This is a genomic window from Rhizobium sp. Root1203 (genome assembly GCF_001424945.1).
Classification (GTDB): domain Bacteria; phylum Pseudomonadota; class Alphaproteobacteria; order Rhizobiales; family Rhizobiaceae; genus Rhizobium.
Genome location: NZ_LMCW01000037.1, coordinates 1 through 21,441, shown reverse-complemented (window position 1 = coordinate 21,441; position 21,441 = coordinate 1). Strand labels below are relative to the sequence as shown.

Here is a 21,441-nt window from a genome sequence, read left to right as displayed (position 1 = left end):
AATCCTTTCTGCTCGCTTTAAATCGCATCCGCTTCAATCGGATGCGCTTTAAATACGCCACCAAAATTGTGGTGTCAACACCATTGCGATTTAATCGGATGCGATTTGTCGACGATTCATTTACTTCCGCCCAATCTCGGGCGAATACTCGCAGGCAAGGCATCACTATTTCGGGAACCGGCAGAATGGATCGCATCGACGCAATGAGAGTCTTCATCGCAGCAATCGACGAGGGTAGCCTCGCCGGCGCGGCCCGCAGGTTGAAGCGATCGCCGACAGCTGTCAGCCGGGCATTGAACTTTTTGGAGACGCATGTTGGCGTCGAGCTGCTGCATCGCACGACCCGCACGCTGAAGCTGAGCGAAGCCGGCCAACGCTATGCTGCGGCCTGCCGCCGCATGCTTGTCGACCTTGAGGAGGCCGACATGCTCGCCGGCGGCGAGCGTGCGGCGCCACGTGGAATGCTGACCATTTCCGCGCCGCCAATCCTTGGAGAAGAGGTGCTGCGCCCCATCCTTGACGACTTCCTCGAGCTCCACCCGGCCGTTTCGGTCAGGTTTCTCATGTTGGACCGGTTCGTCAACCTCGTGGACGAGGGCGTCGACCTGGCCCTGCGCATCGGTCATCTGTCGGATTCATCGCATGTCTCCACCCGTCTCGGTGGCGACGTCAGGCGCATCGTCGTCGCCTCGCCTCGCTACCTGGCCAGAAATCCACGCGTAGAGGAACCGGCCGACCTGACGAAGCATCAGATCGTGGCCTTCAGCAATTTCGGCCTCGACTCCTGGAGCTTCACGCCGGCGCAGGGCTCGTCAATCCCCCGCACGGTCCACTTCACGCCGCGGTGTATCGTCAACAGCGTTCGCGCTGCCGCCGCTTCGGCTGCGGCCGGCAGCGGTTTGACAAGGCTCTACTCCTACCACGTCGCTGACTATGTGAGAGACGGACGGCTGAAGATCGTGCTCGCGGATGCCGAGCACCCGCCCCTGCCGGCGCATCTGCTCGCACCGCATGGCCGCATGTCGGTGCCGAAAGTCCGCGCTTTTGTCGACTTCGCCGCTCCGCGACTGCGCTCGGAATTCGCGCGCCTCGCAGCAGAAGCAGGCGTGCTGACGTGATTGTGCCGAAATTCGGATGATTGTTCTCCAAACCGTGACAATTCTCTCGAGGATCGGAATGATCTAGATCAATTGCACCAACGCCGAGGGCGTAGGGCGGTCGCTCACTTCGAGGCCGCTGCACTTGAAAGGATCTCATCATGACTACCGAACAGAAGGTCGCCATCGTCACAGGCGCATCGCAAGGCATCGGGGCAGCATTGGTTCGCGGATACCGCGACCGGAATTATCGCGTCGTCGCCACCTCGCGTTCCATCGAGGCCGGCTCCGACGCGGGTGTCCTTGCGGTGCCCGGCGACATCAGCAAGCCGGAGACTGCCGAGCGCGTTGTGCGCGAAGCGCTGGAGCGCTTCGGCCGTATCGACACGCTGGTCAACAATGCCGGCGTCTTCGTGGCAAAACCGTTCAACGAATTCACGCAGGAAGACTACGATCACAACATGGGTGTGAATGTCGCAGGCTTCTTCTATATAACGCAACGGGCGTCCGCCGAGATGCTGAAGCAGGGCTCGGGCCACATCGTCAGCATCACAACGAGCCTGGTCAATCAGCCGATCGCCGGCGTGCCCGCTGCCCTCGCCTCGCTTACCAAAGGTGGTCTGAACGCCGTCACCCAGGAACTCGCGATTGAGTTTGCAAAGACTGGTGTTCGCGTCAACGCCGTCTCGCCGGGGATTATCAAAACGCCGATGCATCTGCCGGAAACGCATGAGGCGCTTTCGACCCTGCATCCTATGGGAAGAATGGGCGAGATTCGCGATGTCGTCGATGCCGTCCTCTATCTCGAGGGGGCGAGCTTCGTCACCGGAGAGATCCTCCACGTCGACGGCGGCCAGAACGCAGGCCGCTGGTAGGTTTCGACGATGCCGGTCCTGACCATGGTCCGGACCGGCGCCACGATGGGCACCGGCGAGCCCGATGCTCACTACCGCACGATCCTGCAATTCGAACTCTCGAAAGGAGAGTACAATGCCAATCGTTACCGTTCAGGTTACCCGTGAAGGGACCACGCCCGATCGCAAATCGGTGTCCGCCGAGGAAAAGGCGGCAATCATCCAGGGCGTCAGCCAGGTCCTGCTCGACGTCCTCAACAAGCCGCTTGAATCCACCTATGTCGTCATAGAGGAAGTCGATCTTGACAATTGGGGCTGGGGCGGTCTTCCGACCACACAATATCGCAAACAGCGCGCCGCAGCTTCACGTTCCTGAAATTGCGCCGCCGTCCGCAATAGGCGGCGGCACCACGTGCGGTTTTCCTTGGCTCCCCAGTCTTGCAGCGCGTCCGGCCGGCATCGTGATGCAGCCGATGCGATGATGCCATAGATTTATCCCGCCGGTGACCAATCTTACGGGTGTCGCATGTGTACGGATCAGAGACACAGGAGAAGAACATGGACGCTTCATCAGAACATAAGGGAGGGCAGCATGGTCGACATGAAACTTGAGGTCGTCGTCATTCCGGTATCGGATGTCGATCGCGCCAAGCATTTCTATAGCAACCTGGGCTGGAGGCTCGACGCTGATTTCGCCGCTGGTGAGACGTTCCGGGTCCTGCAGTTTACTCCGCCAGGGTCGCCCTGTTCGATCATTTTCGGCAAAGGGGTCACCGCGGCTGCGCCGGGCTCTGCACAGGGTCTTCACCTGATCGTATCCAACATCGAGGCGGCACACGCGGCACTGGTCGATCGCGGCATAGATGTCAGCGACCCGTTCCACGATGCGGGCGGTGTATTCCACCGCGCTGGCGAGGAGGGGCGCGGCGGCTACAGCGCACGGCGAGCATGAAAAACTGACGGGTGAGCACGACGAGGGTTGGCCGGATTGGTATGCGGAATACATTGTCTGCGAACAGGCCGGCAGGCCGCTCCCGTCCTGATACGGCGAGGTCGTGGTGCAATGGCATTTGTCATCGCCAAACCGAATCTGCACCGGAGGTCTGTCGCTTGCGCTGCGGCAGGCCCAGCTAGGAGGAAGAGCAATGAGTTCAAAAATCCTGATGGTTTTGACGTCACATGATAGGCTTGGCAACACGGGAAGGAAGACCGGCTTTTGGCTGGAGGAGTTTGCAGCCCCTTATTATGTATTCAAGGACGCCGGCGCCGAGATTACCGTTGCTTCGCCCAAGGGCGGCCAGCCCCCCATCGATCCAAAGAGCGATGAGCCGGAAAACCAGACGCCGGCAATGACCCGCTTCAAATCGGACAAGGCGGCCCAGCATGTCCTGGCCAGCACCGTGAAGCTTTCGGATATAAATGCCGCGGATTTCGACACCGTCTTCTATTCCGGAGGCCATGGGCCGATGTGGGACCTGGCAGAAGACAAGAAGTCCATCTCTCTCATCGAGGATTTCTACAATTCCGGCAAGCCCGTTGCGGCCGTTTGCCATGCCCCCGGCGTGCTGCATCATGCCAAGTACCGGGGCGCTCCTCTGGTCAAGGGAAAGCGAGTGACCGGGTTTGCAAATTCCGAGGAAGAGGCCGTTCACCTGACGGCGGTGGTTCCCTTTCTCGTGGAGGACGAATTGAAGCGTCTCGGCGGCCAATATGAGAAAGTGGCTGACTGGCAAAGCTTCGCCGTCACGGATGGCCGCCTGATCACCGGACAGAACCCGGCGTCGTCGACTGCCGCGGCACAGGCACTCTTGATGCAGCTTTAGAACGAACGCCGCAGTCTTGGAGCGACGGGGTGACAGATCTGAAACCCCGTCGTCGAGCCATCAGTCCTTACACGGTAGCGGGTATTGGCACCAAGCTGCGAAGATCGTGAGCACGAAGACACCCCGACCAACAGCACCCTGGCTCCGTTTGCCTCACATGACGCCAAAGCGTTCGAAGGCATCCACGGTGCTCATCCCGGCTTCGATCGCAAGGCGAACCTTGTTTTCTGTCTCCGCTTTTTCAAGGCCAAGCCTGATTGCCTCGTGCTCTGCCTCCCGCGGAATGACGAGAACGCCATCTCTATCGCCAAAGAGGATATCGCCCGGACGAATTCGAATGCCGCCGATTTCGATCGGAAGTCCATAGTCGACCACCTTTCCACGGGGACCCTGATCCTGCGCATAGGAGCCGTAGCAGAATGTCGGAAAGTTGAGTGCAAGGATACCGCTGCTGTCACGGCAGTAGCCGTCGCAGATTGCCCCCGCCGCTTTGAGATGCATCGCGCGGGTCGACATCAGCTCCCCCCACACCGCGTAACGCGGCGAAGAGCCGGAGCAGACATAGATCTCGTTTGGCTTGAGGCTGTCGAGTGCGTGGAACATCAACCCGAACGGCTTTGCGCCGATCTCTGAATGCCCACTGGCTCCCGGCGTTGCAAAGAAGTCGGCTTCCAGCACCGGCATCGCCCTGCCTATCGCCACCATGTCGTCGCGCATGGCCCGGATTTTTGGCGGCAGGAACTGGTGCTGCAGTCCCATCGTGTCCAGAATGTCACCAACAACTGCGGTAAACAGCCTGTTGCGCATGGCGGCGAAAAGCTCGGCATCGTCTTGAAACATAGTCATCGTATCGCTCGTTCCTTTGCTGCTGTTGCGGTCGAGATGCCGTGCATCACGCCGCGGATTTCCGCCAGCCCCTTCAGACGGCCGATGAGGGAGTAGCCGGGATTGATCCGCTCCTTGCCGATGTCATCGGCGAGCAGATGCCCGTGATCCGGACGAACAGGGATTTGCCAATCGGCTCTGCCTTCCTTCCGCCTACGCTCCTGCTCGTTGAGCAGGGCAAGAATAACCGCCGGTATGTCGCTCGAGCCGCCCAGATGATCTGCCTCGTGGAACGATCCATCGGTCTCCCGCTGGACATTGCGCAAATGGGCGAAGTGGATGCGCGGGCCAAACTCCCGAACCATATCCGGCAAGTCGTTTTCGGCGCGCGTTCCGTATGAGCCCGTGCAGAATGTGAGTCCGTTTGCGGGACTATCCGCGGCGGCCAGAATGCGTCTGGCATCGACAGCCGTGGAAACGATCCGGGGCAAACCGTAGAGCGGAAATGCCGGATCATCCGGGTGGATACACAGCCTCAGCCCGAACTCTTCGGCGACCGGCACGATTTCACCGAGGAAGCGTGCCAGATTGCGGTGAAGGTCGTCTGCGCTCACGCCGTCGTATTCAGCGAGGGCCTCCAGGAAGCCGGCGCGATCGAACTTGCGTTCGGACGCCGGCAGACCCGCAATCAGATTGCGTTCGATACGTTCGATTTTCGCATTGTCCAGGCTGGCAAAGCGCGCGCGTGCGGCTTCGATCTGAGCCGCCGAATAACTGTCCTCAACGCGAGGCCGTTTCAAAACGAAGAGATCGTAGGCGGCGAAATCTACCGCATCGAAACGAAGCGCGTATCCCCCGGTCGGCAAGGGGTGCAGGAGATCGGTGCGTGTCCAGTCGACGACCGGCATGAAGTTATAGCAGACAATTTCGATACCGCATCGCGCAAGCGCGCGCATCGTATCCTTATACCAGCCGATGTAGCGGGCGCTGTCGGACGATGCGAGCTTGATCGAATTGTGCACGGGAATGCTCTCGACGACGCTCCAGCGCAGGCCGGCAGCCTCGATCAAGGACTTATGCGCGAGGATCTTCTCCTCGGGCCATGGTGAGCCGTCATAGATCCCGTGGAGCGCGGAAACCACTCCCGTCGCTCCTGCTTGCCTGATGTGGCTGAGCGTCACCGGATCGTCCGGTCCGTACCAGCGAAAGCATTGCTCCATCATCTCCATCCCAAATCCTCCGTCTTATAAGGCAAGTCTTATTGTTGGACCAGATTGCCCAAGCTAACCGCGATGCCCGTGAAAATTCAAGGCTGAAATGGAAAATATCCGCACTTCATGCTGAAATGGCAATTTGGATGCCATAGTTTGCTCGACCCATTGACATAAAGACAATCTTGGACCAACAAATAGAGCCACAAGATCGGAGGAGAGCTTGGGACACAACGCGACGAACCATGACATGCCGACTGCGGAGTCCGCAGAAGTTGGCAAGACGTCTGCAGTCGACAGGCTGGTCGATCAGATCAGAAACCTGATTGCTGAACGCGGCCTTGGCATAGGTGACGCGTTGCCGACCGAGCGGGATCTCGGCGAACAGTTTCAGGCCGGCCGAAACACCGTGCGCGAAGCACTACAGGTCCTTCGGGCTTATGGCCTTGTTGAAACCCGCCCCAAGGTCGGCGCGGTCATAAGTGGCGGTCACGGCGAGGCGATCCGCCGATTGTTTGCCTTTCACAACGGAATTTCCCCCGATTCATTCCTTGATCTGCAGGGATTTCGAAGGATCGTGGAGATCGGCGTTGGCGATCACATTTTTCTCAATGCCAGCGATGCCGACCTTGATCGGCTGGAAGCTACCAACGGTCGGATCCGGACAGCCCAGACGGTCGAGGAAGCCGCACGATACGACTACGAGTTTCATGAAGCCATTGTCGAACTGTCGGGAAACAGAACCACGCTTGCCGCCTACCGCATGATGCGCACCGTCATCCAGGAGGTGATGCGGCTGGGCAAGGCGGAACGACCCGTGCAATCTGCCACCTACGAAGCGCACGCCGAGATCATCAACGCTCTGAGGGCGCGCGACCGGATCGCATACGCCTATCTTATGAGCCGCCATCTTGAATTTGGCCTCAAGTTCGTCGGGGCACCCTCTGTCGGTCAGGACGTTGCCGCCAAAACATAAGTTCCAACGAAGCAGCCGGATACCGGACCTTTTTGCCCGCTGGTCCGGCAAGCAGTACCCAGGGCCAAGAGGAGGAGAACCTTATGATCAATGCAAAACGCCGCCATATGCTTACGCTCGCTGCGCTTCTGGTAAGCGTCAGCTTTTCACCCAGCACCGTTTTTGCCGAAGGCAAGGCAATCGCCGGCATCGTATTTCAGCAAGACCAATATTTCCGCGGCATTCAGATCGGCATGAAGAAAGCTGCCGATGCAGCAGGTGACGAACTGCTGGCCAGCAACAGCGAAAGCAAGATCGAGAAAGAAGCACAGCTGATCGATACCTACATCGCTCGCGGCGTGAATTCGATCGTGGTCGCGCCGCTGTCGGCCGACGCCTCGGTCCCGGCCCTCAAGAAGGCACGTGATGCCGGCATCACGGTCGTTACTTATGGAACCTCGGTAAAGGGCGACATCGCTCAGGCGACAGTGACCAGCTCGGATCGGGACATCGGCATCGGCACCGGTCAGGCCGCCACCGAATTTCTCAAGAAACTCGGCAATGGCAAGAAGGTAAAGATCGGCACGCTCGCGTTTAAGGCGCTCCTGCCTGAACAGTCCAATGCCCGTGTCGAAGGTTTCCTTAGCGTCGTGTCGGATCAGGTCGACATCGTCACGCAGCAGGATGCCTGGCTGGCAGAAAAGGCACTGGCCGTGGCAAGCGACATGCTGACGGCCAATCCGGACATCCAGGTCATCTATTCCGCGAACGAAGGCGGTACGATTGGGGCCGTTCAGGCAGTCAAGAAGGCTGGCCTCGAAGGCAAGGTATTCGTGTTCGGCACCGACGGGTCCGAACAGCTCGCCAACATGCTCCTCGACAAGGACAACGTCCTACAGGCTACGACGGCCCAGCAGCCTCTGGAAGTGGGCAAACAGGCAATCGAAGTCGCCCAGAACCTTCTGGCAGGTAAGACCGTCGAGACAAAGATCAATGTTCCGGTGCTGCCTCTGACCCGTGCGAACACCGAAGGCGTGGCCGCGTTCAAGGAAGGCCTGAAGGCTCTGAAGTAAGGTCGGTGGGCAGGGCCATCGGCCCTGCCCACACGTTTGCCGCAGCAACCGGGACATACGGATGATACATATTGAGCCCCCCCGAACCGACGCCACCAACGGGCGCATCGAGTTCCAATCCGTGACGAAAAGGTATGGCCCGACAATCGCGTTGTCGGAGTTCACCCATTGCTTCGAGCCCGGCCGCGTTCATGCCCTGATGGGAAAGAACGGCTCCGGCAAGTCGACGCTGGTCAAACTTCTCGCCGGCGCAACCGACCCCACCTCGGGCACGATCAACGTCAACGGCAAGGATCGGCACTTCACCTCACCGCACGACGCCTTCGAGGCCGGCATTGTCACCGTGCACCAGGAACTGTCGCTGGTTCCCGAGCTGTCGGTGGGTGAGAACATTTTCCTCGGGCGCCTGCCTCACAAGCGGCGAGCCGGCTTCCGCATGGTCAACTGGAAAGGCCTCCATCAAAGAGCGGCCGAACTCCTGTCCGACATGGGACTTTCGATGGATTCCCGCCAGCCGGTTTCCGCCCTCAGCGTCGGACAGCAGCAGGTCGTCGAAATCGTCAAGGCAATGTCCTTCAACCCATCGATCCTTTTGCTCGACGAGCCGACATCCGCGCTGGCCTCCAAGGAAGTCAAGCTGCTCTTCGCGCTCATGGAACGACTGCGGGAACGCGGCGTCACGATGATCTACATCACGCATCGCATGAGCGAATTGTTCGACATCGCCGATACCTGCACCGTCATTCGCGATGGACACTATATCGGCGCCGTCGAAATGAAGGCGACGTCTCCTTCCGAAATCGTCGGCATGATGTTTGGCAGCGCCGCCCGAACCACGCGGCCGCCACGACAAGAAATCGCCAGGAGCGCTCCGTTGCTCGAAGTGCGCGGATTAAGCCGCCCAGGCCACTTCAACGACATCTCCTTCAACCTCTATCGCGGCGAAATTCTTGGCATAGCCGGGTTGCTCGGCTCGGGAAGAACCGAGTTGATGCGCGCGATCTACGGCGCCGACCGCGCCGACAGCGGCACTGTTCACTTTGACGGGCGCGAAATGACCGGTGCGTCTCCGCGCGAGATGCGCAAAGCAGGGCTCGGATATACCCCCGAAAACCGCAAGGAAGTCGGCCTCGTGCAGGCTTTACCGACAGCCGACAATCTGTGTATGGCAAGCCTTGGCCCCATCGCCCGCAAAGGGTTCGTCTCCCGTCGCCTGGAACGCCCGTATATAGATCGCCAGATAGCGGACCTGCATATCAAATGTGGCGATCCGGAATTGCCGGTTTCTTCGTTGTCGGGCGGTAACCAGCAAAAGGTGGTGATCGGCAAGTGGCTGAACACAAGCCCTTCTGTGATGTTCTTCGACGAGCCGAGCCGTGGCGTCGACGTCCAGGCAAAGCGGCAAATCTTCGACATCATCTGGCACAAGGCCGCCGAGGGACTTGCGAGCATTTTCGTCTCGACCGAGCTTGAGGAAGTCCTCGAAGTTGCGGACCGAATTCTGGTGATGCACCACGGCAGCGTCGTGGCTGAAGTCGACCCGACCCAGACCGATCTCACCCAGCTCTACAGCCTTTGCATGGAAGGTGCCCCCAAATGACACTCGTTACCCAGACCACCGAAGGCGGCGGACAGGGCATTGCGCTCCGTGTCCTCAAGACCTACCCCATGGAGATCATCCTTGCGGCGCTCGTGCTATTCCTCATCGTCATGGCGCCGGGATTTGCCACGACAGGCAACATTCTCAACGTGTTGCGAACGGTGGCCATGCTCGGAATCATTGCCTTCGGCATGACTGCCGTTATCATTTCGGGCGAGATCGATCTGTCCGTCGGTGCAGGCGCCGCCTTGGCGGGTTGTATCGTCGCCTGGTTCGCCGAGAATTTCGCAGATGCGATCGGGGGCTGGAACGCAGTCGTCCTCGGCTTTGTGGTCGCGCTGGTGGTGGGTTTCTCGCTTGGCTATCTGACCGGCCGGTTTCGCCAGTGGTTCAACGTGCCAACGTTCATAACGACGTTGGCTCTGTTTGCCGCGCTGCGGGGCGTCGCCAACCTCATTACCGGCGGCTTCCCGCTGTCGACCTTTCCCAGTGGCTTCGATTTCTTCGGCGGCGGCTATCTCTTGGGCATTCCCGTACCCGTCTACATCTTCGTGCTGACGTTCGGCGGCATGCATTTCCTGATGAAATATTCGAGCTTCGGTCGAGAGGTCTATGCTGTCGGCGGCAACATGGAAGCCGCGCGGCTTTCAGGCATCGACATCTGGAAGGTGAAGTCCCTGACGCTCGGGCTGACCGGCGCGCTCACCGCGATTTCGGGAACGCTCATCGCTTCCCAGATCGGTGCCGGCACCGGCACCACGGCGACCGGAATGGAACTCGACGTCATCGCTGCCGTCATCATCGGCGGCACGTCGCTCTTCGGTGGCAAGGGCCGCATCTGGGGCACGCTCATCGGCGTCCTGTTCCTTGGCTGCATCTCAAACGGCATGACCCTGATGAATGTCAGCGAGTACTGGCAGTACGTCGTGCGCGGCGGGATCATCCTCGGCGCCGTCCTTCTCAATCAAGTCCTCGAACGTGTGCGCTAGCAGGCAGGCTGGAGATGAATATGACTGAATTCTCGGGAAAAGTTGCACTGGTCACCGGCACCTCCGGCATCGGCCTTGCTACGGCGATCCGCCTTGCCGCACAGGGTGCCAAGGTGGTGGCTTGCGGCAACGACACCAACGCCAACAAGACGTTTGACCACCTCGCGACAGAACGTGGCCTCTCTATGGCTGCGAGGACTTGCGACGTATCCGTCGAAGCCGAGGTGGCAGAGGCGGTCCGTGACGTGGTCTCGCGGCACGGTGGGCTCGATATCGTCGTCAACGCGGCAGCGGTTCATCCTTTCGGCACGGTCCTCGACACCAGCTTCGAGACCTGGAACAGATGCCTCGCCGTCAATGTCGGCTCCATTTATCTCACAGGGCGTTTCGGCATCCCGGAAATGATCAAACGAGGCGCTGGTTCAATCGTCAACATTTCCTCGGTCCAGGGCCACAGCTGCCAGCAAAACGTTGCAGCCTATGTTGCAACGAAGGGTGCGATACACGCGCTGACACGAGCCATGGCGCTCGATCATGCCGGCTCCAAGGTACGGGTGAATTCCGTGAGCCCAGGCTCCGTGCGAACGCCTCTCCTGTCGCTTGCCGCCCGCACGTATGGCGGCGATGGCGTCAGTGAAGAAGAAGCCTTCTCCCGTTTCGGCGCCGCCCACCCAATTGGAAGGATAGGCGAACCGGAGGAAGTCGCCGAGCTTGTCGCCTATCTTGCGTCCGATCGCGCCGGCTTCATTACAGGATCGGATTTCCGCATCGACGGCGGTCTTACCGCCGGTATCGGCGTCAAGTAATCGAATAGGGAATAATACAATGAAGATCGGCCTTGGGCTCTACCGAGAGCAGCTTACGTCGGACAACTATCAGTTCGCTTTGCAGTCGGGCGCGACACACATCGTCGCCCACCTGACGAATTATTTCGCCGGCAAGGATCCGAAGATCGACAGCGGCGACAATGGTGGATGGGGAGATTGTTCGGCCGACCATCTGTGGACCTACGAGGAGCTGTCGGCTCTGGTTAAGGACGTTCGCGCGGCCGGCCTGGAGCTCGCCGCAATCGAGAATTTTTCGCCGCGCTTCTGGCATGATATTCTTCTCGACGGCCCGCAACGCGACGCCCAGATCGAGGCTTTGAAGCAGCTGATCCGCGACGCCGGGCGCGCGGGCATTTCCTGCATCGGATACAATTTCTCGCTTGCTGGCGTCTACGGCTGGACACGCGGACCCTACGCACGCGGCGGCGCTGTATCGGTCGGCTTCGGCGTCGAAAGTGCTCCCGGCACCGTTCCAGATCCCGACGCACCTATCCCCGATGGCATGATCTGGAACATGCGCTACCGTAAAGGCGTGGCTGGTGCCCAATCGGTATCGGCCAGCAACGACGAGATCTGGGATCGCCTCTCGCGCTTTCTGAAAGACGTGGTCCCGGTTGCCGAAGAAGCCGGAGTGATGCTCGGAGCGCATCCCGACGATCCACCGGCCGACGCGTTGCGGGGTACGGCGCGGCTCGTCAACCGGCCCGAGAAGTATGACCGTCTGATGTCGGTTATCGATTCTCCTTCAAATGGCCTCGAGCTATGCCTCGGCTCTCTCCAGGAGATGCCGGGCGGCGATATCTATGAACATGTCCGCCGTTTTGCCCGCTCGGGGCGCATCGGCTATGTCCACTTCCGCAATGTCAGGGGCAAGATGCCGCGCTATGTCGAAACCTTCGTCGACGAGGGCGATATCGATATGGCGGAGATCGTTCGCATCCTGCGGGACGAAAATTTTCAGGGCGTAATGATCCCCGACCACACGCCGGCGATGAGCTGTGCTGCCTCTTGGCATGCCGGCAAGGCATTTGCGCTCGGATACATGCGCGCGCTCGTGCAGAATGCCGACGCGCTCGGACCTTCGCGATCCTACCCTGTCGACGTTGCTGCGGAGTAGGATGCAGGATGGGCAGATCCGTTATCTGTGTCGCGCCGGTTGGCGACAAATGCGGCGAAGGAGCCGTCTGGTCGGCACCAGAAAGAGCGCTCTATTGGAGCGATATCAATCGTTTTCTCGTTCATCGCTATGATGAGGAAACCAGCTCGGTGCGATCCTGGATTTTCGACGAGCCGGTTGTCGCGGTATCGCTTACCGACGAGAGAGGACGGCTGCTCCTCGCTCTGGCGTCGAAGCTCATCTGGTGGTGGCCGGAGAGTGATCGACGAGAGGATCATGGATTCCGGCTGCCGGGATATCCTCGCGTCAGGTTGAACGACGGGCGCGCCGATCCGATGGGGAATTTCTGGGTCGGGTCGATGAAGAACAACGTTCTTGCGGATGGCGAACTCGGAGAGGCGGGCAAGGGCGATGGCATCCTTTACCGTATCGCGCCAGACGGCGCGGTTGCGGAATGGCGGCGGGATCTCGGGATATCCAATACGCTTTGTTGGAGTCCTGATCGCAGCACTTTCTATTTCGCGGACACGCTTGAAAACACGATCCATGCTTTCGACTACTCAACAACGAAAGCTTCGATCTCGAATGAGCGACCATTCTTTGCCGACTTCAACCGCGGCTCCCCGGACGGCTCGGCGATGGACAGCGAAGGCCATCTCTGGAACTGCCGATTTGGCGGCGGCTGCATAGCCCGCCTATCGCCAGAGGGTCATCTGGCCGAAATCATCGAAATGCCGGTGACCAACATCACGACCTGCACCTTCGGCGGCGCCGATCTGAAGACTCTCTATGTCACGACGGCGAGCATTCTCTCAAAGCCCGGCGAGCGGCTGGCCGGCAGCCTCTTTGCTCTTCACGTCGACGTACCCGGACTACCGGAAAACCGCTATGGGAAGGCGGTCTAGGTATGGCCGAAACAACAAGACGCGAGTTGGTCTGGGAACATGGACGCCTGTCCCTGCAGTCGCTGGGCGGCATGCTTGGACCGGTGCATTTCAAGCTGCCCGACGGAAGAGAGGTCAGCCCACTGCACGTCGCACCATGGGGGCAGGACCCGAACCGCGCGACGTTGCCAACCATCCTGCAGGAATTGCGCGGAGAATGGCCGTGCGTTCCTTTTGGCAGCGACGGGCTGCGCTCCCTTCCGGAAGGCTGGTCGGCCACAGGCGACAGTTTCGAAGGAGCGGAAGTGCCTCACGGCCACAGCTCGAATGTGCATTGGTCCTGGGGCACGTGCGACGACGGAGAAGCCAATCTCCATTGCATCTACCCGCAGCATCACCCGGTGCGGGAATTGCGACGGCGCATCGTGCCGGATCCACGTGCCGCGGCGATCGACATCACGCTGGAAATCCGGGTCGACAGGCCATGCAAGCTGCCCATTGGACTGCATCCCACCTTCCGGCTCTCCCCCGAGCCCGGATCGGTGGAGCTGGAGACCGGCGCCTACGACCATGTGCGAAGCTATCCGGGTGATGTGGAGCCGGGAGCCGCACTGTTTCAGTCCGATCGACGTTGGGGCACGCTTCAGGAAATACAAGCGCGCGATGGCGCCGACATCGACGCTGCACGGGTTCCCCTCGCCCAATCGACCGAGGAACTGCTGCAACTTGTCGGAAGTGATGGCACCTTCGCCCTGCACTATCGACACGAAGGTTTTCGTGCGCGGCTAAGGTGGCAGAAAGAGCATTTCCCCAGCCTGCTGCTTTGGTACAGCAATGGCGGCCGCCAGACATATCCATGGGACGGGAGGCACCTCGCCCTTGGCGTCGAACCGATCTGTTCGGCTTTCGACCTCGGTCCAGCGGTCTCGGCGGGTGTCAACCCAATTCAGACGGCAGGTTGCCCCACATCCATGCAATTCGATCCCAACGCGGTTTTCATCACGCACTACCGAATTTCGGCGGAGGCGACATCATAGGCAGCGACGCGGGTTACCGGCCACGGTGTTTGAAGCCGGCCGGAAAGCGGCTTCAAACACGGAAAAAATGGCCCGCCCGACGATCAGAATCGCTGCGGGGCAGCCGGCTTGTTTCCAACGATGGCGTCGATACGGGCCAACGCGTCAGGCGTCAGCTTGTCCTTGTGTGCGAGCGCGGCAAGATTGTCCTCAAGCTGGCTCATTCGCGATGCGCCGAGGATAACCGTCGACACGTTGCGGTTGGCGAGGCACCAGAGCAGCGCAAGATGCGTGATCGAGATGCCCAGTTCATCGGCAAAATCAGCCAATTCCGCCACTTTGGCAAGCTGAGCACGCCCGGCGTCGCTCGACCATTTCTCCTTCAGCCATTCGTAACCAGGAAGATTCATGCGGCTATCGTTGGGCGTTCCCTTGTTGTACTTGCCGGTGAGAACGCCGGACGCAAGTGGCGACCAAATCGTGGTTCCCAAACCCATCAGATCGTAGAGAGGCAGGTAGTCGCCTTCGACTTTCTGACGTTCGAAAAGGTTGTACTGCGGCTGCTCCATCGTCGGCGGCGTGATGCGTAAGTCACGGGCAACCGCATAGGCCTCGGTCAATTGCTGGGCTGACCATTCCGACGTGCCCCAGTAGAGGATCTTGCCCTGTGCCACGAGATCGTGCATGGCACGAACCGTCTCCTCGATCGGAGTGTCGATGTCGGGACGGTGGCAGAAATAGAGATCAAGATACTCGACCTGCAGGCGCTTGAGCGCAGCGTGCGCGGCGTCGGTAACGTGCTTGCGCGACAGGCCCCTCTGTGTGGGTTTTTGACCGCCCCAGAACACTTTGCTGGATACGATGAAGCTGTCTCGGCTCCAGCCGAGGGCCCTCAGGGCTTCGCCCATTACGACCTCGGATTTCCCGCTCTCATAGCCCTCGGCATTGTCGAAGAAGTTGATACCGTTGTCGTAGGCGTATGCCATCAGACTCACGGCATCGTTACCTTCGACCTGTCGCCCGAAGGTAACCCAGGATCCGAACGAAAACTCGCTGACCTTCAGGCCCGATTTTCCAAGACGACGATATTCCATGGCGCGTTTCCTAATCGACTAATGATACGTCAGCATAGGCTCATAGCTGCAGCAAACACAACCGTCTTCCCGCTTCGTGATCGAGCGCCGCTCGCCTGGCTGCGATTTGTATGAGCTGGCTAATCTTCGCTTCGCGAGGCGCTTTCGCGGGCGAATCGAGCGGCCTTTTGCGGGATCGGGATTGCCCACTCTGCCAGTCGCTGCACGACGACGTACAATCCTGGAATAAGCACGAGACCTATCGTCGTTGCCGCTGTCATGCCGCCGAGGATTGTCACCCCGAGCGCCTGGCGCGCATTGGCACCCGCACCTGCTGCCAGCACGAGCGGGATCATGCCAAGGATGAATGACACGGCGGTCATCATCACCGCGCGGAAGCGTTGGCCGGCAGCAGCGACCGCGGCATCAACAATCGAGAGGCCTTGCTCCTCCCGCTGCACGCGCGCGAATTCGACGATAAGGATCGCGTTCTTTGATGCGAGCCCGATCAGAAGGACAATACCGATCTGAGCGTAAAGCGAATTGTCCGTGCCCGATATAAAAAGGGCGAAAACCGCTCCGAAAGCCGCAAACACAAGGGACAGCATGATCGAAATCGGCAGCGTCCAGCTCTCGTACTGGGCAACGAGGAAAAGAAATGCAAACAACAGAGCCAGGCCGAAGATCATCGGAGCCTGCGCGGACGATTGCCGTTCCTGGAATGAAAGACCAGACCATTCGTAACCAAACCCTTCGGGCAGCGTCTGCGCTGCTACTCGTTCCAGTGCAATCATCGCTGTTCCGGAGCTGACACCGGGTTGCGCAAGGGCATTGATCGGTGCGGTCGGGAATAGATTGTAGCGCGATAGCGCAAACGGCCCGAGATCGGGTTTCAGCGTGACGACCGTGCGGAGCGGCACCATGGCGCCGCTGCGGTTTCTGACGTGGATGTTGTAAAGATCTTCCGGTACCGCGCGAAACGCACTGTCGGCTTGAAGATTGACCTGGAAGGACCGGCCCAGATAAGTAAAGTCGTTGACATAGCGGCCACCAAAATTGGCGCCCAATGCGGAATAGATTTGACCGACGCTCAAACCGAGCGTTTCCGCGCGGCTGCGGTTTATGTTCACGAATATTCTTGGAACATCCGCAGAAAAGGAACTCGAGGCAAACGCGATTTCAGGCGTTCTGCCCGCTGCGGCAACGAGCGCTCTTGCGACCTGGACGAGGTCGTCAGACGACTGACCCGCCTGGGCCTGCAAGCGGAAGTCGAGGCCGCCGACCTGCCCGACGCCAGGAATTGCCGGCGGGGCGAATACACCGATGTTGGCTTGCGGGATTGTCGCGAAGCGGGCGTTCAGCGACGCGAGCAATCCCGCTGTGGAGAGTGCAGGCGAACGCCTCTTCTCCCAGGGGTCGAGGGAAATGATCGCAAACCCGCCATTCGGAGCGTTCCCGCCCTGGAGGAGGCTCGAGCCGGCAATCGAGATGACGCCAGCCACGCCTTCGGTGTTTTTCAAGATATCTTCTACCTGTTGCATGGTCGCTTCTGTCCGGGAGAGCGCCGAGGCGTTCGGCAGCTGAACGTCAAGAAAGAGAAAGCCCTGGTCTTCATCCGGCAGGAACGATCCCGGAACTACGGCAAAGAGCAACACTGCTGCCGCCGCGACGGCGAAGACAATTCCGATCACAACGACGAAACGCCGAACAATCGCTTCCACGAGGTGGACGTATCCTCGCCGCGCCTTGTCGAGACCCGCCTCCACTCTTGCCAGAATCCCGCTAAGCTCCGTAGGCTTGGAGAGAAACGTTGCGCACAGAGCCGGGCTCAAGGTCAACGCTGTCAGGGAGGACAGGACGAGGGATGCGGAAACGGTGACGGCAAATTGCTGGTAGAGCTGCCCGTTGATACCAGGCAAAAAGGCCGTGGGGATGAACACGCCGAGCAAAACCATCGTCGTCGATACAATCGGCCCGGTCACCTGGACCATCGCCTCGCGACTGGCGCTCACCGAATCCAGGCCCTCGTCCTTCATCAGGCGTTGAACGTTTTCGACGACGAGAATGGCATCGTCGACCACAAGCCCGGTCGCCAGGATGAGCGCAAGGAGAGTGATGAGGTTTATGGAAAAACCGGCGACATAGAGCACTGCAAAGGTCGCAACGAGCGACACCGGCATCGCAAGTGACGGGATGAGCGTTGCGCGCCAGTCTCCGAGGAACAGAAAGGTGACCGCAACGACGATGCCGAAGGTCAGGGCAAGCGTAACGAGGATTTCCTCGATGGAAGCGCGGACAAATGTCGTGGAGTCATAGACGGGCTCATAGGAAAGCCCTGCCGGGAAATGCCGGGAGAGGCTATCCAGCTCGCCTTTCACCCGATCGACCGTTCCAAGGGCGTTGGCCCCCGGCGCCTGGTTGATGACAAGCATCGCACCTGGCGCGCCATTGACCCGCACATTCGCACTATAGCTCTGTGCCCCCAATTCGACGCGTCCTATATCCCGTACCCGCACGAGGGCGCCGCTTTGACCGGTCCTGATGACGATATTGCCAAAGGCTTCCGGATCCGTGAGCCTCCCCTCAGCGATCAAGGTGTATTGGATTTGTACTTTGCTTTGGGCCGGCGGTGCTCCGACCTGACCGATCGATGCCTGTATGTTTTGGGCTTGGACCGCCGCGGCAACGTCATCCGGCGTGATCTCAAGTGCTGCCATACGCACCGGGTCCATCCAGATGCGCATGCTGTATTGCGACGAGCCCATCACGGAGGCTTCGCCGATACCCTCCACCCGCGAAAGCGGATCGATCACATTGGTCGAGAGGTAGTTGGCAATCTGCAGGTCGCTCATCGTGCCATCAGGCGAGTGGAAGCCGAAGGCAATCAGGAAATCGGGCGAGCGCGCCCGTACCGTCACGCCCCGCTGGGTGACCGCGGAGGGAAGCTGGGCCATTGCCAGTTGCGCGCGGTTCTGGACGTTGATCTGGGCCAGATCGGGATCCGTGGCAACCTTGAAAGTCACGGTCAGCGAGTAACTTCCCGCATCAGAGCTGGAGGACGACATGTAAATCATGTCGTCGACGCCATTGATCGCCGCCTCCAGGGGGGCGCCGACCACATTGGCGATCACTTCGGCGTTGGCACCGGGATAAAATGCGGACACCGAAACGGTCGGCGGCGTTATGTTGGGATACTGCGCAATGGGAAGCCCGAACAGGCTCAACGCACCGGCGACGCATAGGATGATTGCAACGACGCTGGCAAAACGCGGCCGGGAGATGAAGAAGCCCGATATCATCAGAGTGAACCGCCGCTCGAGCTTACCGGTTGCACGGCGATACCGTCGGAGAGGCGCTGGGTGCCTTGCACAACCACTCGCTCGCCTGGCTTTATGCCCAGGGCGACAGCCCAGCGTTCGCCAATTTTTGCACCAGTTTCGATGCGACGCTGGTGAACGGTGTTGTCCTCGTTGAGGACGTAAACAAAGCGTCCGTCACGATCCTGTAGCACTGCCCATTGCGCGATGACCGGTCCCATCTTCTCGTTCGTGCTTGCGAAGGCAAGATTGACGAACTGGCCGGGCATCAGGATACCATCGGGGTTCGGAAAAATCGTACGAACCGCGACCGTCCCGGTCTGGGGATCGACTTCCGGCGAGAGAAATTCGATCGTCCCCTCCTGACCATATGTCGTACCGTTTGGAAGCTTCAGACTGAGCCGAAAGACATCGCGGCCGGATCCGCTGCCTGCAAGCTGTGCCTGACGAACGGTAATGATGTCGGCTTCGGCGACGGAAAACGCCACGCGGACGGGGTCGGTCTGCACCAGACGGGCAAGGACCGTGGCGTCCGATGCAACCAGGTTGCCCCTGGTCAGAAGCGGCTGGCCGATACGACCGGAAATCGGCGCAGTTATGCGCGTGTAGGATAGATCCAGTTCAGCTTTGGAAAGGCTTGCCTCGGCAGCGGCCACGTCAGCGTTTGCTATATCGTAGGCCGCCTGCGCATCGTCCAGAACGGCGCGGGCCGCAGTGTTGCGCCGAACAAGTTCGGCATTGCGATCCCGGCTGATCGTCGCTTGCCGCAGGACCGCGCCGGCGCGCGCGACCTGAGCTCTGGCAGCGGCAACGGCGGCTTCATACCGTGCAGGTTCAACGATGAAAAGGAGATCTCCGGCCTTGACGGAGGATCCCGGCGTGAAGGCTATTTCCTCGATAAACCCCGGCACGCGGGCTCTGAGATCCACGGCTTCCAGTGCTTCGACACGGCCGATGTGCTCTGTCGGCGGTTCGACCGGCTCCTCGACGACCGTCTCGATGGTTACCGACGGAGGAGGTCGACCGGTGCCTTCCTGTGCCGAGACCAAAGCGGGCGTACCGCCTAGGATTGCCATATAGCTCAAAAGAATAAGATACTTCCGAAAGGTGACCTTCATGCAGTCTTGCGTCCCTGAGATAGACAAGATGCGAACGAGCTATTCAGGATATCGGAAGGATCGGACAGGGCAAACACCCAGGCACGCCTTCGGGACACATATGGACTGTGTGCACACTTCCAGGATTCTCAGAAAACCCTGCCTTCGCCAGGATCGTGGATAGCCCGAGGACCAAAGACGGACGGCTTCGCGCGATATCCTGCCGCAATCTGAACACCACATTAACAATTCACTAAAACCAACTGAAAATACAAAGTTATTTATCCAGATGCTGGGCGCTGCGTAATCTGCCCACAATCCTCGCGAGCAAAATGACCTGCATCCTCCGACGAAGGTCTCGGGGGACTCGCGGGGAGCCTCCCTTCCAGGCTCTCATGATCATTTTCGCGCCGCGCTGAAGAACGCCGCGCTTCTGTCTGGAGTAATTCGATGCCTTCGAAATGTATACGACTCGTGCTGCTGGCAATTCTTGCCGTGTTTCTGGCCCAGGAAGCCACGGCAGCCGATTTCGACCATTCCTACGCGGTCAGCCCTCCCGCCCCGTCAACCTTCGATTGGAGCGGCGCCTATGTCGGCGGCCATGCGGGAGTTGCCTCCAGCCGTCTCAATCCCTTTGCCGACGGCAAGGGCCTCGCTGCCGGCGCGCAAGCAGGCTACAATTTCCAGGTCGGTTCCGCCGTCCTGGGCGCCGAGCTTGAGGGCACTTACATGGGCGGCACCGAGCAGACCGTGCATGACGGCAGCCTCGACGAGCAATGGCGGCTGGCAGCCAAGGCCAAGGCCGGGGTGGGGCTCGACAGGACACTCGTCTATGGCACCGCCGGCTACGCGATGACCAAATTCGACAATGGCAGCAACATCCGGAGCGGTCCCGGTTGGGAAGGCGGCTATCTCGTCGGCGGCGGGATCGAGCAGGCCTTTGGAAACGGCCTTTCCGCCAGGGTCGAGTATAATTACGTCATGACCCCGGATGTGAAAACGACCACCAGTGCCGGAACCACAAGTACCGACATTGACAGCCATGTGATCAAGGCGGGCGTCAACCTCCGCTTCTAACTGTTCGACAGATACGCTCCGCAGCATCGGAGCGTGGCAGGGCGCAACCGAGACCCCACGCATGCGCCCTGCGGGAGAGTGGCGGCCCAACCGGGATCCGAAAACGCCCCCGATGGCTCATCGGCCTTTCGGCCGCTGCCTCCTGCAAATTTGCGTGCAAGACCGTGCGGCCATCCCGCGAGAGACGACATGCATAATCCATTCTGGAACGTTGAATACGGGGTGCGGCGAGCGCACTGCTCGCGCCTCTGATCCCTAGATCAAAGGAAGAGCCGAGCGTCCAAAACGCCGCCCGCATCGCCCGCTATCGCATGACGTGCAAAAAGCACCAGCATCAGGCACATCAAAAAGATCAGCACTGCACCGAGAAGTCGGTCCGATCGGGCCGGATCAGGGCGCATCAAACGGAATGCGCCCAGCAATCTGGACAAATGAGTGAGCATGCGTCTCTCCCCTTGAAAGCAGAGCGTTTGCGACAATCGTCGCGCCAGAACAGGACCATCATTCGCATTCGAGCTTCGGCTTGCGGAAATTCGTGACGATCCATCGCGTCCCGGCTGCGCGCGCATAGAATGTGTAGAAGCACTCGGTCTCCTTGACGTAACC

19 protein-coding genes and 1 pseudogene are annotated in these 21,441 nt (G+C 59.8%); 15 read left to right on the top strand and 5 right to left on the bottom strand.

The features are described 5' to 3' along the window. The first annotated feature begins 185 nt into the window (after positions 1-185). The 6 genes and pseudogenes from ASC97_RS25830 (at position 186) to ASC97_RS25810 (ending at position 3,774) form a co-directional block, all read left to right on the top strand. Positions 186-1,118, top strand: a complete 933-nt coding sequence (locus ASC97_RS25830) for a LysR family transcriptional regulator (protein WP_057471200.1) — start codon at positions 186-188, stop codon at positions 1,116-1,118. Between the two features lie 140 nt (positions 1,119-1,258). Next, a complete protein-coding gene (locus ASC97_RS25825; RefSeq protein ID WP_057471199.1) occupies positions 1,259-1,972 on the top strand; it encodes an SDR family NAD(P)-dependent oxidoreductase in 714 nt (237 codons plus the stop codon). Positions 1,973-1,981: 9 nt separating this feature from the next. Continuing rightward, positions 1,982-2,119 (top strand): hypothetical protein, encoded by a 138-nt coding sequence (locus tag ASC97_RS34495; RefSeq protein WP_162246717.1) that lies wholly within the window; start codon positions 1,982-1,984, stop codon positions 2,117-2,119. Then, a complete protein-coding gene (locus ASC97_RS25820) occupies positions 2,088-2,327 on the top strand; it encodes a tautomerase family protein (RefSeq protein ID WP_057471198.1) in 240 nt (79 codons plus the stop codon). Before ASC97_RS34495 ends, ASC97_RS25820 begins: the two co-directional genes overlap by 32 nt. A gap of 216 nt (positions 2,328-2,543) precedes the next feature. Then, positions 2,544-2,994, top strand: a pseudogene (locus ASC97_RS25815) (VOC family protein). Positions 2,995-3,096: 102 nt separating this feature from the next. After that, entirely contained in the window at positions 3,097-3,774 is a 678-nt protein-coding gene (locus tag ASC97_RS25810; RefSeq protein ID WP_057471197.1) for a type 1 glutamine amidotransferase domain-containing protein, read from the top strand. Between the two features lie 153 nt (positions 3,775-3,927). On the opposite strand, the gene ASC97_RS25805 is transcribed toward ASC97_RS25810, so the two are convergent. Next, positions 3,928-4,620, bottom strand: a complete 693-nt coding sequence (locus ASC97_RS25805) for an RraA family protein (RefSeq protein WP_057471196.1) — start codon at positions 4,618-4,620, stop codon at positions 3,928-3,930. After that, positions 4,617-5,819 (bottom strand): mannonate dehydratase, encoded by a 1,203-nt coding sequence (gene uxuA / locus ASC97_RS25800; RefSeq protein ID WP_057471202.1) that lies wholly within the window; start codon positions 5,817-5,819, stop codon positions 4,617-4,619. The genes ASC97_RS25805 and uxuA overlap by 4 nt, the downstream gene beginning before the upstream one ends. Before the next feature lie 214 nt (positions 5,820-6,033). Here uxuA and ASC97_RS25795 point away from each other — a divergent pair, with 214 nt between their 5' ends. From ASC97_RS25795 to ASC97_RS25760, 8 genes are all read left to right on the top strand, one after another. Further along, a complete protein-coding gene (locus tag ASC97_RS25795) occupies positions 6,034-6,786 on the top strand; it encodes a FadR/GntR family transcriptional regulator (protein WP_244481597.1) in 753 nt (250 codons plus the stop codon). An 83-nt stretch (positions 6,787-6,869) separates the two neighbouring features. After that, complete coding sequence (locus tag ASC97_RS25790) at positions 6,870-7,838, top strand: substrate-binding domain-containing protein (RefSeq protein WP_057471195.1); 969 nt, start codon at positions 6,870-6,872, stop codon at positions 7,836-7,838. Between the two features lie 61 nt (positions 7,839-7,899). After that, positions 7,900-9,438: a sugar ABC transporter ATP-binding protein gene (locus ASC97_RS25785; protein ID WP_057471194.1), complete on the top strand. Its 1,539-nt coding sequence runs from the start codon at positions 7,900-7,902 to the stop codon at positions 9,436-9,438. Then, positions 9,435-10,427 (top strand): ABC transporter permease, encoded by a 993-nt coding sequence (locus tag ASC97_RS25780; protein ID WP_057471193.1) that lies wholly within the window; start codon positions 9,435-9,437, stop codon positions 10,425-10,427. The genes ASC97_RS25785 and ASC97_RS25780 overlap by 4 nt, the downstream gene beginning before the upstream one ends. 20 nt (positions 10,428-10,447) lie before the next feature. Next, positions 10,448-11,233 (top strand): SDR family NAD(P)-dependent oxidoreductase, encoded by a 786-nt coding sequence (locus ASC97_RS25775; protein WP_057471192.1) that lies wholly within the window; start codon positions 10,448-10,450, stop codon positions 11,231-11,233. Between the two features lie 19 nt (positions 11,234-11,252). Beyond that, a complete protein-coding gene (locus ASC97_RS25770) occupies positions 11,253-12,371 on the top strand; it encodes a mannonate dehydratase (RefSeq protein ID WP_057471191.1) in 1,119 nt (372 codons plus the stop codon). Positions 12,372-12,379: 8 nt separating this feature from the next. Beyond that, complete coding sequence (locus ASC97_RS25765) at positions 12,380-13,276, top strand: SMP-30/gluconolactonase/LRE family protein (protein WP_057471190.1); 897 nt, start codon at positions 12,380-12,382, stop codon at positions 13,274-13,276. Between the two features lie 2 nt (positions 13,277-13,278). Then, positions 13,279-14,292: a hypothetical protein gene (locus ASC97_RS25760; protein WP_057471189.1), complete on the top strand. Its 1,014-nt coding sequence runs from the start codon at positions 13,279-13,281 to the stop codon at positions 14,290-14,292. A gap of 83 nt (positions 14,293-14,375) precedes the next feature. Here the strand turns inward: ASC97_RS25760 and ASC97_RS25755 are convergent, their stop codons facing one another. From ASC97_RS25755 to ASC97_RS25745, 3 genes are all read right to left on the bottom strand, one after another. Beyond that, on the bottom strand, positions 14,376-15,365 hold the full coding sequence (locus ASC97_RS25755) for a potassium channel beta subunit family protein (RefSeq protein WP_057471188.1): 990 nt from the start codon (positions 15,363-15,365) through the stop codon (positions 14,376-14,378). Between the two features lie 119 nt (positions 15,366-15,484). After that, positions 15,485-18,643, bottom strand: coding sequence for an efflux RND transporter permease subunit (locus ASC97_RS25750; RefSeq protein ID WP_057471187.1), 3,159 nt, complete (start codon positions 18,641-18,643; stop codon positions 15,485-15,487). Next, entirely contained in the window at positions 18,643-19,779 is a 1,137-nt protein-coding gene (locus ASC97_RS25745; protein ID WP_057471186.1) for an efflux RND transporter periplasmic adaptor subunit, read from the bottom strand. The genes ASC97_RS25750 and ASC97_RS25745 overlap by 1 nt, the downstream gene beginning before the upstream one ends. Positions 19,780-20,208: 429 nt before the next feature. On the opposite strand from ASC97_RS25745, the gene ASC97_RS25740 reads away from it, so the two are divergent. Further along, entirely contained in the window at positions 20,209-20,835 is a 627-nt protein-coding gene (locus ASC97_RS25740; RefSeq protein WP_057471185.1) for an outer membrane protein, read from the top strand. Positions 20,836-21,441: the final 606 nt, after the last annotated feature.

Excerpts from the sequence above, each read along its gene's own strand:
- ASC97_RS25775 (WP_057471192.1), top strand. The coding sequence starts at position 10,448 with ATGACTGAATTCTCGGGAAAAGTTGCACTGGTCACCGGCACCTCCGGC.
- ASC97_RS25820 (WP_057471198.1), top strand. The coding sequence starts at position 2,088 with ATGCCAATCGTTACCGTTCAGGTTACCCGTGAAGGGACCACGCCCGAT.
- ASC97_RS25790 (WP_057471195.1), top strand. The coding sequence starts at position 6,870 with ATGATCAATGCAAAACGCCGCCATATGCTTACGCTCGCTGCGCTTCTG.
- ASC97_RS25825 (WP_057471199.1), top strand. The coding sequence starts at position 1,259 with ATGACTACCGAACAGAAGGTCGCCATCGTCACAGGCGCATCGCAAGGC.
- ASC97_RS25760 (WP_057471189.1), top strand. The coding sequence starts at position 13,279 with ATGGCCGAAACAACAAGACGCGAGTTGGTCTGGGAACATGGACGCCTG.
- ASC97_RS25750 (WP_057471187.1), bottom strand. The coding sequence starts at position 18,643 with ATGATATCGGGCTTCTTCATCTCCCGGCCGCGTTTTGCCAGCGTCGTT.
- ASC97_RS25785 (WP_057471194.1), top strand. The coding sequence starts at position 7,900 with ATGATACATATTGAGCCCCCCCGAACCGACGCCACCAACGGGCGCATC.
- ASC97_RS25780 (WP_057471193.1), top strand. The coding sequence starts at position 9,435 with ATGACACTCGTTACCCAGACCACCGAAGGCGGCGGACAGGGCATTGCG.
- ASC97_RS25830 (WP_057471200.1), top strand. The coding sequence starts at position 186 with ATGGATCGCATCGACGCAATGAGAGTCTTCATCGCAGCAATCGACGAG.
- uxuA (WP_057471202.1), bottom strand. The coding sequence starts at position 5,819 with ATGGAGCAATGCTTTCGCTGGTACGGACCGGACGATCCGGTGACGCTC.
- ASC97_RS34495 (WP_162246717.1), top strand. The coding sequence starts at position 1,982 with ATGCCGGTCCTGACCATGGTCCGGACCGGCGCCACGATGGGCACCGGC.
- ASC97_RS25810 (WP_057471197.1), top strand. The coding sequence starts at position 3,097 with ATGAGTTCAAAAATCCTGATGGTTTTGACGTCACATGATAGGCTTGGC.
- ASC97_RS25745 (WP_057471186.1), bottom strand. The coding sequence starts at position 19,779 with ATGAAGGTCACCTTTCGGAAGTATCTTATTCTTTTGAGCTATATGGCA.
- ASC97_RS25770 (WP_057471191.1), top strand. The coding sequence starts at position 11,253 with ATGAAGATCGGCCTTGGGCTCTACCGAGAGCAGCTTACGTCGGACAAC.
- ASC97_RS25805 (WP_057471196.1), bottom strand. The coding sequence starts at position 4,620 with ATGACTATGTTTCAAGACGATGCCGAGCTTTTCGCCGCCATGCGCAAC.
- ASC97_RS25765 (WP_057471190.1), top strand. The coding sequence starts at position 12,380 with ATGGGCAGATCCGTTATCTGTGTCGCGCCGGTTGGCGACAAATGCGGC.
- ASC97_RS25740 (WP_057471185.1), top strand. The coding sequence starts at position 20,209 with ATGCCTTCGAAATGTATACGACTCGTGCTGCTGGCAATTCTTGCCGTG.
- ASC97_RS25755 (WP_057471188.1), bottom strand. The coding sequence starts at position 15,365 with ATGGAATATCGTCGTCTTGGAAAATCGGGCCTGAAGGTCAGCGAGTTT.